The following is a 12,473-nucleotide window of genomic DNA, read 5'->3' as shown; positions in this document are numbered from 1 at the left end:
CGTTGCGAAGACTCGTGGGTTGAGGACCACGCCGCAGGCGTGCGCGCCCCCGTGGGTTGAGGAGCACGCGGCGTAGCCGCGCGCGTCTCGAAACCCGTAGCAGCGCTTCAGTCGTCGTCGCGGTCGAAGTCGTCCTCGGCGGGCGGCCGTTCCTCAGCGACCGGCAGGAGGCCTAGCGATGCATCGCCGGCGGCTCGCGCCACCGGAGTCGCGTCGAGCAGTGCTTCGACGTCGGTGATCGCCATGATCGGCCCGGTGGTCGGCGCAAGCGGATCTGCATCGTCGTCGTGCACCCGCTCCACCAGACCGTCGAGCATGGCAACAGCGTCGTCCACGATCAACTGATCGTGCAGCTGGATGCCGTGCATGAGCCACCGCGCAAGCTCCAGCTCCGCATAGAGGGTCGCTCGGAACAGCAGGTTCGGGTCCGAAGCCGCCCCTCGGGTCAGCGAGTACGCCTCGATGGCGGATTCGGCGGCATCCGCTCCCATGCCCAGGATCCAGTGCAGGTCGCGAGCCGGATCGCCGACCCTGAGCGCCGACCAGCCGAGCAGCCCGACCACGGACTCTTCGCGCACGATGAACGAGTCGATCGTCAGCGCACCGTTGATCACCGTCGGTTGGAAGCGCCACAGGTCATCGTCCGTGACAGCCTCCTTCCAGCGCTTGGAGAGCGCCGCCGGCACATGACCGGTGCCGTCTGCTGAGGCGATGAGGGTCTTCGTCGCCGCGAGGCAGTCGAGGGCGCTGAGGGCGGGAAGTCCGGCCTCAGCCACGAACGACGCCGGCAGCGAGTGAACAGCCGCGATGGCACGCCCGATAGAGGCGGCCAGACCGTCGCCGGGTTGCACGTTCTCGAGGGCGACCTTGTCGCCTGGAAGGAACGTGAACACCACGGCACGGGTGCCGCCGATGGGCGTCTGACCGACGTACTCCGGCACGTCGAACGGGAGCCTCGCGCGCACACCGGGGGTGAGCGAGCGCAGCGCGATCAGGTCGGCGCTCTGCTCGGTCTCGGCATCCTGCGACGCGGGAACCCGGATGATCAGCTCGGTTCCGTCCCTGCTGGTGAGCAGTGCCGACTCGAAATCGCCGTGCAGGTCGTAGCTGTAGCTGCGGGTGCCTGCGATGTCCAGGTCGGGCACGGCCGACGTGGCCAGCGCGGCTAGAGTGAGATGGGATCTGGCCATACCGTCAAGGGTAGGCGTGCCCTTCGTCGCCGAGGTCGTTCGCCACGCGCACGCGGCAAGCCCGGGTGGCCCCTACCATGCACCAGTCGTGAGGAGTCCATCGATGCCGAGCCCCGTCGGTCCGCTTCCCCTGTCGAGGTCCGCCGTCGATCGTGACGGCGTCAGACGAGGCAGAGAGGATCTCTTCGATGAGCTCCTTTCGGACCCTGCCACGCGCGTGCTGCCGCTCTGGCAGGGACGGGTGCTGACGACCGAGGTCGGAGAGAGCGATCGCCTTCGTCTCACGCTCTTCCGCACCGACGAGGTCACCTCTGCGCTGACCCGCGTCTACCTCGGGCGAACCCTCGAGGCGTCAGAGGGCGAGCCCGCAGGCACCCCGGTCATCCTCTCGGTGCTCACGGATGCCGCAGCAGGCGAGCTGCAGCCCGACGAGACCCGCTGGCGTGGCCTCCGCGACATCGCGACACGACTGAGCGACAGGGACGCCGGACTGGTCACGGAGTCCGTCGCCATCGCGAACTGGCACGTGTCGCACACGCACTGCCCGCGCTGCGGAACTCCCACCGTCGTCGAACTCGGCGGCTGGATGCGCCGCTGCTTCCTCGACAACAACGAGGTGTTCCCGCGCACCGACCCCGCCGTCATCATGCGCGTTCTCGACGAGGACGATCGCATCCTGCTCGGCTCGAACGCGCTGTGGGAGGCGAACCGCTGGTCGCTGCTCGCCGGGTTCGTCGAGGCGGGGGAGTCGTTCGAGTCCGCCGTCATGCGCGAAGTGGAGGAGGAGTCGGGCGTCATCGTCGCCGACCCGGTCTACCTCGGATCGCAGCCGTGGCCGTTCCCGGCATCCGTGATGATCGGCATGGAGGCGAGGGCGTTGTCAGGGCACACCGAGCTGCGGCCCGACGGTGAGGAGATCCTGGCCCTGCGCTGGTTCAGCCGTGACGACATCTGGCGGGAACGCGACGACATCCTGCTTCCCGGCGGGTCGTCGATCGCTCACGCCATCGTGCGCGACTGGTACGGCGGGCCGCTGGACGAGCCTCCCGCGCCGCGAGCGGGCGTCGCGTGACCGATTCCGCCCATGCCCTTCTCGAGGGCCTGGACGCCGCACAACGGGTGGCGGCCGAAGCACTGCTCGGCCCGGTCTGTGTACTGGCCGGCGCGGGAACCGGCAAGACCCGCGCGATCACCCATCGCATCGCCTACGGCGTCGCGACCGGCGTGTACGCACCGAACCGGGTGATGGCGCTGACGTTCACCGCCAGGGCGGCCTCGGAACTCCGCACCCGGCTGCGCGCACTCGGCGCAACGGGCGTCTCAGCTCGCACCTTCCACGCGTCGGCGCTCAGCCAGCTGAACTACTTCTGGCCGATCGTCGTCGGGGGTTCGCTGCCACGTGTGCTGGACGGCAAGGCGAGGCTGCTCGGCCAGGCCGCCGAGCGCATCAAGCTGAAGGTCGACACCGCCACCTTGCGAGACGTCGCCGCCGAGATCGAGTGGCGCAAAGTGAGCGAGCTGAGCATCGACGACTACGAGCGGATGCTCGTGCCCGACGCCGACGGCCGATCGGCACGAACCACCCCTGGCTCTCTCGGCGCTGCACAGGCCGTCGATCTGCAGCGTGCCTACGAGGCGCTGAAGGATGACCGCAGGCAGCTGGACTTCGAGGATGTTCTGCAGGCCTGCGCCGGCATGATCGAGACCGAGCCGGCTGTCGCCATGCACGTGCGCGAGCAGTACCGCTTCTTCGTCGTCGACGAGTATCAGGACGTCTCACCGCTGCAGCAGCGACTGCTCGACCTGTGGCTCGGCGACCGCTCAGACCTCTGCGTCGTGGGGGACGCGAGCCAGACGATCTACTCGTTCGCCGGGGCGTCCAGCGGGTTTCTCCTCGACTTCCCTCGCCGCTATCCGGATGCCTCGCTCGTGCGTCTCGAGCAGAACTATCGTTCGAGTGCGCCGATCGTCGAGGCCGCCAATCGCCTGATGCGTGGCCGACCGGGGGCGCTGACGCTCCACTCGCTCGCCTCGGAGGCGGAAGCCGATCCCGCTCCCTCGCCGACGATCGCCGGGTACGAGACCGACGCTGCGGAGGCGGCGGCCGTCGCCTCCCGGCTCGCGACGAGCATCCTGCAGGGTACGAAGCCGCAGGACCTCGCCGTGCTCTATCGGGTGAATGCGCAGGCGGCACCGCTCGAAGCCGCACTGACCGATGCCGGGGTGGCCTATCAAGTGCGTGGCGGCGCGCGGTTCTTCGATCTGCCCGAGGTGCGACAGGCCGTCATGACCCTGCGCGCCGCGTCTCTCACGGTCTCGGATGAGCCGCTCTTCCAATCGGTGAGCGATGTGCTGCGATCGCTGGGGTGGACCCTCGAGGCACCGCAGGGCGCTGGCAGCGTGCGCGATCGCTGGGAGGCGTTGAACGCCATCATGGGGCTTGTCGACGACGCCCCGGCAGGGACCACATTCCGCGAGTTCACCGACGACCTGCTGGCACGGCAGGCTGCGCAGCACGAGCCGCGCATCGCCGCCGTCACGCTGTGCACGCTGCACGCGGCCAAGGGTCTCGAGTGGGATGACGTGCACATCGTCGGCCTGGGCGACGGCCTCGTGCCGATCGGCTATGCGCGCACCCCTGAGGCGATCGAAGAGGAGCGCCGGCTGCTCTACGTCGGCGTCACACGCGCGAGGCGCCGGCTGGCGTTGAGCTGGGCTGCGAATGCGGCCGGCCCACGAGAGCCGTCACGTTTTCTGGCAGACCTCGGCATCCGCACAGACCGTGCGCCGAGTGCTGCAGCGAGCTGACACGTCCGTCCGACTCGATGCGCATGCTCGTCGATGCATGCGATCGATCACCGGTCCGTACCCTGGCATCCAGCCATCGCGCCGCGAGCGATGCGACGTGGGCGGAGAGCAAAACGGGCTCGGGCGCCGGCGCGTGCGTGTCGAGCTGTGCTGCGATCGCGGGCCACGCGGGGTCCGCGTCGGTGCGGGCGAGGGACAGGCAGCGCAGGCACGGCCCCTCCGCCTCGACGAAGGGGCCGATCTCGGCGCCCGCATCGCCGAACACGACGGGAAGGTGCGGGATGTCGCGCCGTAGCCACGGACCGTGCCGCCACGGTGGGATCACGAAGGAGCCGAAGATCACGACAGCGGCGACCTCGTCGGTCTCCCGCTCAACGCGATCGGCGGTGGTGACGGAGTGGCCCGACTCGCGCACAAGGCGCAGCAGCCGCTCCGCCGTCGGGCCGTTGCCGTCGATCACGATCGTCATCTGCCGGACGTCGGCCTCCGGCCCCGGCTGCAGCAGCGCCTCCGAGACGGAGGCGAGAAGCGCATCGACCTCGTTGCTGGCGGCATGTCCGAAACCGCCAACGGATGCCGTCACCTCGAGCAGTGAACGAGCCGCTCCGGTTCGCAGGGCGGCGAGCATCCGTTCGAGCACGGGCGTCACCTGGGGAAAGACGCACACCACCCGATCCACACCCAGCTGCAGCGTCTGCGGATCGCGCCACACCAGTGGAACAGCGGGATCGAGGCGATAGATCATGCCGCCATCATGCCGATGTGCGGCGCCGCGCACAGACGTTGTCCACAACCCCGCCGTCCTCACCGTGGGTTGAGGAGCACGCGGCGAAGCCAGCGGAAGTGGCCTCAGACCGGCCGCGGTCCCTGTTCGCCGTCGTCACCGGGTTCAGGGGGCACGTCGCCCTCGATGGCGTCACCACGCAGCAGGGCTGCGATCGCCTCGTCGAGCTCGTCGTACTCCGGCTCGGCGCCCGACGCAGATGCCGTCAGCCGTGCCACCAGTGCGCTCGGGTCGTCGACATCTTCGGACGTCGGCAGCAGGTCGGGGTGCGACCACAGGCGGTCCCGCTCGTCGTCCCCGACCGCATCCGTCACTTGCTTCCACATCGCCGCTGCCTCGCGCAGCCTTCTCGGCCGCAGCTCGAGGCCGACGAGCGTGCCGAAGGCCGACTCGGCAGGGCCACCGGCGGCGCGACGGCGTCGAACCGTCTCCGCCACGGCATCCGACTTCGGCAGCCTTGCTGTGGCCTTCGCGGTCACCACGTCGACCCAGCCCTCGATCAGCGCGAGAAGCGTCTCGAGCCGTGCGAGCGCGGCCTCCTGGGCTTCGGTCTTCGGCGGAATGAGCGCGCCGCTCACCATCGCCTGCCGCAGCTCCTCGGGGTTCGAGGGGTCGAAGCCCTCCGCGAGCTCCTGCATGCGGTCGATGTCGATCGTCACCCCGCGCGCGAACTCCGTGATCGACGTGATGAGCTGCAGACGCAGCCACTTGGCGTGGCGGAACAGCCTGGCGTGCGCCAGCTCGCGAACCGCGAGATAGAGCGCAACCTGGTCGCTCGGGATGTCGAGCCCTTCGCCGAACGCGGCAACGTTCTGCGGCAGCAGCGCGGCCGTGCCGTCCTTCAGCAGCGGGATGCCGACGTCTCCTCCCGACACCACCTCGCTGGAGAGCTGACCCACCACCTGCCCGAGCTGAACGGCGAACAGCGTGCCGCCGACAGCGCGCACGATGTGCCCGGCGTTCTGCAGCATGCCCTTCATCTCCTCGGGCGCCTGCTCCTGCATCACCTGAGTGAGGGCATCCGAGATGCTGGTCGCGACGGGCTCCGCGAGCTGCGTCCACACCGGCATGGTGTCCTTCACCCACTGCCTGCGGCTGAGCAGCGTCGGGGTCGAGGTCAGCTCGGAGATGCTGGTCACCTCGTCGAGCCACAGCGCCGCAACGTTGAAGGCCTGGTCGAGCTCGACCCGCTCAGCCGGCGTGACCTCGACGGCGTCCTTCGACGCGATCGAGGTGCCCTGCTCGAGCGCGACATCCCAGTTGATGCCGTCGCCCGAGGAGCGCAGGGCGCTCTGCAGCTGGCTCATCAGCGCTTGGATGCTCGCAGCGTCCGCGGGGATTCCCGCGGCTCCTGCCAGTTGCTCTGGGTCCAACGATCCGTTTCCCGACAGGAACTGGCGCAGCATGTCGCGGAACTCGTCTTCTGGATCGTTCCGGTCGTCATCGGACACGCGATGCCTCTTCTCGTCGATTCCACGGGATCGTCGATCCCGGCACGGGGGCGCGCCCGGCGGCCTTCGCCGCAGACGCACCATCAACGCTAGCCCCGCACACAGCGGCCGCGGGTGGGAATTCCCCTATGCTGTCGTGGTCCATCGTCCGCCCGTCGCGAACACGAGGAGAGCACCGTGACCCTTTTCTCTGATGATGCGCACGCGCGGAACACTCCGGACCCCGCCGGGCCCGAGCAGGATGCGGACGAGGAGGGCGAGCAACCGCGTCTCTCTCGCAGACGCGCCATTGGCACGGCGCTCATCGTCGTCGCTTTCGTGCTTCTCATGGTGATGGCGCTGTCGCCCGCCCCCTACGTGATCGAGGCGCCCGGCCCGGTGTTCAACACGCTGGGCTACAACCACCCGGTGGGGCAGACCCCGACCACGGCCGACGAGAAGAAGCCCCTCATCGTCGTCAGCGGGCATCCGACCTATCCGACGAAGGGCTCGCTCGACCTGCTCACGGTGTCGGAGATCGGAACGCCTCAGCAGCTTCCCAACTGGGGGCAGGTCATCCAGGCGTGGCTGTCGCCGTCCCACGAGGTCATCCCGGTCGGCGTGGCCTTCCCTCCTGGCGCGAACGTGCAGCAGCAGAACACCGAGAACGCCCAGCTGATGACGGACTCGCAGAAGGATGCCGTCGCCGCCGCTCTCAACGAACTGGGCTACGACTTTCCGCAGCACGTCGTGGTCGCCCAGGTGCTCGACGGCCCTGCGAAGGGCGTCGTCGAGGTAGGGGACGAGATCCTCACCGTCAACGGGGTCGCGGTGAAGAGCGTGCAGGGGCTGCGTGACGAGCTGAAGAAGAACGGCACGGACAAGCCCGCGAGCATCGTGGTGCTTCGTGACGGCAAGGAGAAGACGCTCAGCGTTACCCCTGAGAAGTTGGCGGGGCAGGTCGTGGTCGGAATCGGCGCCGGCATGAAGTACGACTTTCCGTTCGAGGTGAGCATCCAGCTCGACAACGTCGGCGGCCCCAGCGCCGGCCAGATGTTCGCGCTGGGCATCATGGACAAGCTCACACCCGACTCTCTGAGCGGCGGCAAGCGCGTGGCAGGAACGGGCACCATCGACAACGTCGGCAATGTCGGCGCCATCGGAGGCATCAGGCAGAAGATGTACGGGGCTCGCAGCGCGGGCGCCACCATCTTCCTCGCACCTGCGTCGAACTGCGACGAGGTGACGGGTCATATCCCCGCTGGACTCCAGGTCTTCGCGGTCAAGACCCTGAGCGACTCGGTCAAGGTGCTGGATGCCGTGCGCACCGGCTCGAGCACCGCCGACCTGCCGACCTGCCCGACGTCGTAGCCGCCCGTGCGCGGCCAGTGGGCTCATACCAGACATCCAGATCACTCCCAGGCGGCCTCCGGCTGCCGTCATAGACGCTCGCCCTAGGATGGGGGTCTAGCGCCCGCAAGCGGGCCGTTCCTTCTTGACGGAGGGCAACAGCCCGCAAAGCCCCCGAAGAGGACTCTCAGTGACATCCGCAGCAGTAGGCCGCCCCCGTCGACGTCGCGCGGCCATCTGGATCACGCTCGGCATCGTCGTCGTGCTCGTCATCGCGTTCTTCATTTTCACGAGCCTTTACACCGACGTGCTCTGGTTCCAGCAGGTCGGCTATCTCAACGTGCTCACGACGCAGTGGCTCGCGGGCGGCGTGATGTTCCTCCTGGGGTTCCTCGCGATGGCCGTGCCGCTCTGGCTCTGCATGTTCCTCGCGTACCGGCTGCGTCCTGTCTACGCGAAGCTCGACTCAGGGGTCGGGCGCTACCAGCAGGTCGTCGAGCCGTTGCGCAGGCTCGCCACCTACGGCATCCCTATCGTCTTCGGCCTGTTCGCGGGGGCGGCGTCCGCGGGCAACTGGAAGTCCGCTGCTCTGTGGCTGAACGGCGTTCCCGCAGGCACGACAGACCCGCAGTTCCACCTCGACGTGTCGTTCTACATGTTCGCGCTGCCGTTCTACCGCAGCGTCGTCGCGTTCCTCTCCGCCGTCACGATCATCGCGCTGCTGGCAACCATGGCGACCAGCTACCTGTACGGCTCGGTAAGAATCTCGGGGCGCGAGGTGCGTATCTCGCGTGCCGCACGGGTGCAGATCGCCGTGCTCGCCGCGGTCTACCTGCTTCTGCAGGCCGTCAGCATCTGGCTCGACCGCTATGCGGCGGTCACCGACTCGGCCGTCGGCGGTCGCGTGAACGGCGCCGCGTACACCGACGTGCACGCCACGATCCCCGGCCGGGCCATCCTCGCGGGGATCGCGGTCGTGGTCGCGCTGCTCTTCGTGCTCACCGCCTTCATCGGCCGCTGGCGCTACCCTTTGGTCGGCACGGCGCTACTCATCGTCTCGGCGATCATCGTCGGCGCGATCTATCCGTGGGGCGTGCAGAAGCTCATCGTGGCGCCGAGCGAGAAGACGCTCGAATCGAGTTACATCAATCGATCCATCGACTCCACCAGAGATGCTTTCGACGTCTCCAACGTGAAGGTCAGCACGTACGACGCGAAGACGGATGCCAAAGCCGGAGCCCTGCGTAAGGATGCAGACACCACCGCGAGCATCCGCATCCTCGATCCCTCGGTGGTCTCCGGCGCCTTCGCCCAGCTGCAGCAGTTCCGGCAGTACTACGGCTTCGGGCAGGACCTCGACGTCGACCGCTACACGATCGACGGCAAGGAGCAAGACACCGTCGTCGCCGTCCGCGAACTGCAGCAGTCCGGACTCGGCGACTCCGGCAAGTACAACGAGACCTTCGTGTACACGCACGGCTACGGCCTGGTCGCCGCGTACGGCAACAAGCGGCAGAGCGATGGCGAGCCGGACTTCCTCGAGTCGGGCATCCCGACCTCCGGCGCCCTCGGCGACTATCAGCCGCGGGTCTACTTCGGCGAGGGTTCCCCGAAGTACTCCATCGTCGGAGCTCCCTCCGGCGCCAAGCCGATCGAGCTCGACTACCCGGCCGGTTCCGGCGGCCAGCAGGCCACCTACACCACGTACGACGGCAACGGCGGCCCGAAGCTCGACAACCTCTTCACGCGCCTCGCGTATGCGATCAAGTTCCAGGATGAGCAGATCGTGCTCTCCGACGCGGTGAACTCCGACTCCCAGATCCTCTACAACCGCAACCCGGCATCCCGTGTGGAGCAGGTCGCGCCCTACCTCACGCTCGACAGCGACCCGTATCCCTCCGTGGTGAACGGGCGCATCGTCTGGATCATCGACGGATACACCACCAGCGACCAGTACCCGTACTCGCAGGAGGTGTCGTACAGCGACGCCACCGCCGACTCGCAGACTTCGTCGACGCCGAGCTACGCGATGGATGACATCAACTACATCCGCAACTCGGTCAAGGCCACGGTCGACGCCTACACCGGCAAGGTGACGCTCTACGCGTGGGATTCGAGCGACCCCGTGCTGAAGACGTGGGAGAAGGTCTTCCCGAGCACCGTGAAGCCACTCAGCGACATGAGCGGGGCCCTGATGAGCCACGTGCGATACCCTGCCGACCTGTTCAAGGTGCAGCGCGACATCCTCTCTCGCTATCACGTGACCGATTCGGGATCGTTCTTCTCCAGCACCGACGCGTGGCAGGTGCCCGACGACCCGAGCACGACGGATGCCACCTCGCTGCAGCCGCCGTACTACTTGACGATGCAGATGCCGGGGCAGGCGTCTCCACAGTTCTCGCTGTACACGACGTTCATCCCTCAATCCACGAGTGCGTCCAACCGCAGCATCTTGAAGGGCTATCTGGCGGTCGACTCGAATGCGGGGGACAAGTCCGGGACGAAGTCGTCTGACTACGGAACCCTGAGACTGCTGCGCCTGCCGTCGCAAGACACGATTCCAGGGCCGGGCTCTGTCCAAAACAGCTTCGACTCAGACACGAACGTGTCCCAGGCGCTGAACCTGTTGCGCACCGGATCGACCAAGGTGATCAACGGCAACCTGCTGACCCTTCCCGTCGGCGGCGGTCTGCTCTACGTCGAACCCGTGTACATCCAGTCGAGCGGCTCGACGAGTTACCCGCTGCTGCAGAAGGTGCTGGTGTCGTTCGGAAACAAGATCGCCTTCGAGGACACGCTCGACGGCGCCCTCGACGTGCTGTTCGGCGGAGACTCCGGCGCCACGGCCGGTGATACCGGCGCCGGGTCGACCTCCGGCACGGGATCGGGCACGGGAGGTACCGGCTCGACCGGAACAGGCTCGGGTGGCTCGTCGACCGGTTCGAACACGTCGCAGCAGCAGGCGCTCCAGTCCGCGCTGAACGATGCGAAGCAGGCGCTCGCCGATCGCGACGCTGCGCTGAAGGCCGGCGATTGGACGGCATACGGTGCGGCGGATGCCCGGCTCACGAAGGACCTGGCCGACGCCCTCGCGGCCGAGCAGGCGATGTCGTCCAGCTCAGGTTCGTCCGGCTCCGGTTCGACCGGTTCGTCCAAGTAGCGCTCGGGAGCCCGCAATGGCATCGTCGCCCTTCGACCTCACCGGTTCCACCGTGCTCGTGACGGGCGCGCGTCGTGGTCTGGGGCGCGCCATCGCCCTGGAGTTCGCCCGAGCCGGGGCGGATGTCGCCATCGGGCTGCGTGACGTGACGGATGACGCGGGCCTGACATCCGAGATCGAATCGTTCGGCCGCAGGGCCCTCCCCGTGGAGCTCGACGTCACCGACCTCACCGGCGCGCGCGCCGCGATCGACGAGACGGTGCACGAGTTCGGGCGGCTCGATGCACTGGTGAACAATGCGGGCGGCGGCATCATGGGCCAGGCGATGGATGTCACCGAAGACGACTTCGATCGCGTCTGGGCGCTGAACACGAAGTCCACGTACTTCCTCTCCCAGCACGCGGCCAAGCACATGCGTCATGCCGGCGGGGGCTCGATCGTCAACATCGCCTCGCAGGCGGGGCTGATCGCGCTACCGGGGGAGTCGTCGTATTGCGTGGCCAAAGCCGCGGTCGTGCACATGACTCGGTGCCACGCCGTGGAGTGGGGCGAATACGGCATCAGAGTGAACGCGCTCGCGCCCACGTTCATCGAGACGGACGGCACAGAGGCGGCGCTGTCCGACCCGGAGTTCCGGGCAGACACCGTTGAGCGCATCGCGGCTCTTCATCGCATCGGCGTTCCCGCCGAGGTCTCCGGCGCCGCTGTGTTCCTCGCGTCGTCGGCAGCATCCCTGATCACCGCGCAGACCCTGGCGATCGATGGAGGATGGACCGCCCGCTGACCCGGTTCAGCGGCGCTTGACGCTCCCGGTGAGCTCCGCGATCGTGTCCAAGCGCGGCGGGCGCAGCAGAACCCACGCCACGGCGATCACGATCAGTGAGACGACGAACACGCCGAAGCCGACCCAGCTCGTGTCATCCTGCAGCCCGTAGAGGTGGTTGAGGTTGCGCAGCGGGGCGGTGATGAGCACGAGCCCGACGTGCACGGCCGTGAAGGCGACGAACCAGATCATCACGGTGAAGTGGATGACGCGCGCCACGCTCAGGGGGAAGAACTTGTCGAGTCGTCGCCATCGCACGGCGAGCCCCGGGGCGAGCCTGATGCCGGAGATCACGGCGAGCGGCGCCGCGATGAACACGGTGATGAAGTAGATCAGCTGCTGAAGTGCGTTGTAGGCGACCCAGCCGTCTTCGTACGGCCAGTTCAACGACACGTACTGCAGGCCGGCCGAGATGGCGTTCGGGATGACATCCCATCGTGTCGGCACGATGCGGATCCACTGCTCGGTGGTGAAGAGCAGGATGACGTAGATCACGCCGTTCAACACCCAGAGTGCGTCGACCGTGAGGTGCCACCACGACGTGAGGGTGATGCGGATCGGCGGGTTCTTCGTGCGGATCAGGTGGTCGTTGTCACGGATCCAGAATTCCTTGGGCCGCCGACCGCCCTTCCTCGTACGTCGGATCGACCAGCCGGAGAGCACGATGAACAGCAGGAACGTCGTGTTCAGAAAGTGCAGGATCGCCAGCCACAGCGGGAAGCCGACGGGAGCCCACGCAGGCAGGGGGCTCGTGCCGGGATAGGTGCGCAGGAAGTCCTGCATGGCAGGCAGCGTGAGCAGCCAGCGCACGAGCAGAACGATCAGAGCGGCGGCGACGATCCCCACCGGGATGGTCCAGGCGAGCGGACGCCATCTGCCGGTCTGTCTCGCCGGCGCCTGCTCCTGCGTTGTCATCGGCTTCAACGTA

The 12,473-nt window shown here is 67.6% G+C and carries 8 protein-coding genes; 5 read left to right on the top strand and 3 right to left on the bottom strand.

Annotation, left to right across the window (positions count from 1 at the left end; genetic code table 11):
- Positions 1-107: 107 nt before the first annotated feature.
- Positions 108-1,190 carry a protein kinase family protein gene (locus tag ACYVDN_RS06905; RefSeq protein WP_460569751.1) on the bottom strand — a complete coding sequence of 361 codons (1,083 nt, stop codon included), beginning with the start codon at positions 1,188-1,190 and terminating at the stop codon, positions 108-110.
- Positions 1,191-1,293: 103 nt separating this feature from the next.
- Between ACYVDN_RS06905 and nudC the strand changes: the two genes are divergently transcribed.
- Together nudC and ACYVDN_RS06895 are read left to right on the top strand one after the other, a co-directional pair.
- Positions 1,294-2,262, top strand: a complete 969-nt coding sequence (gene nudC / locus ACYVDN_RS06900) for an NAD(+) diphosphatase (protein ID WP_460569749.1) — start codon at positions 1,294-1,296, stop codon at positions 2,260-2,262.
- Positions 2,259-3,998 (top strand): ATP-dependent helicase, encoded by a 1,740-nt coding sequence (locus tag ACYVDN_RS06895; protein ID WP_460569747.1) that lies wholly within the window; start codon positions 2,259-2,261, stop codon positions 3,996-3,998. Before nudC ends, ACYVDN_RS06895 begins: the two co-directional genes overlap by 4 nt.
- 849 nt (positions 3,999-4,847) lie before the next feature.
- Here ACYVDN_RS06895 and ACYVDN_RS06890 read toward each other — a convergent pair.
- Positions 4,848-6,233, bottom strand: coding sequence for a zinc-dependent metalloprotease (locus ACYVDN_RS06890; RefSeq protein WP_460569745.1), 1,386 nt, complete (start codon positions 6,231-6,233; stop codon positions 4,848-4,850).
- A gap of 177 nt (positions 6,234-6,410) precedes the next feature.
- On the opposite strand from ACYVDN_RS06890, the gene ACYVDN_RS06885 reads away from it, so the two are divergent.
- The 3 genes from ACYVDN_RS06885 (at position 6,411) to ACYVDN_RS06875 (ending at position 11,506) form a co-directional block, all read left to right on the top strand.
- On the top strand, positions 6,411-7,583 hold the full coding sequence (locus ACYVDN_RS06885) for a YlbL family protein (RefSeq protein ID WP_460569743.1): 1,173 nt from the start codon (positions 6,411-6,413) through the stop codon (positions 7,581-7,583).
- Between the two features lie 169 nt (positions 7,584-7,752).
- A complete protein-coding gene (locus ACYVDN_RS06880) occupies positions 7,753-10,722 on the top strand; it encodes a UPF0182 family membrane protein (protein ID WP_460569741.1) in 2,970 nt (989 codons plus the stop codon).
- 16 nt (positions 10,723-10,738) lie between these two features.
- Positions 10,739-11,506, top strand: coding sequence for an SDR family NAD(P)-dependent oxidoreductase (locus ACYVDN_RS06875; RefSeq protein ID WP_460569739.1), 768 nt, complete (start codon positions 10,739-10,741; stop codon positions 11,504-11,506).
- Positions 11,507-11,512: 6 nt separating this feature from the next.
- Here ACYVDN_RS06875 and ACYVDN_RS06870 read toward each other — a convergent pair whose 3' ends face one another.
- The gene (locus ACYVDN_RS06870; RefSeq protein ID WP_460569737.1) at positions 11,513-12,460 is read right to left on the bottom strand and encodes a cytochrome b/b6 domain-containing protein; all 948 of its coding nucleotides are present in this window, start codon (positions 12,458-12,460) and stop codon (positions 11,513-11,515) included.
- Between the last annotated feature and the right edge of the window lie 13 nt (positions 12,461-12,473).

The organism is Humibacter soli (assembly GCF_054779035.1).
This window is presented reverse-complemented; position numbering and strand designations above follow the sequence as displayed.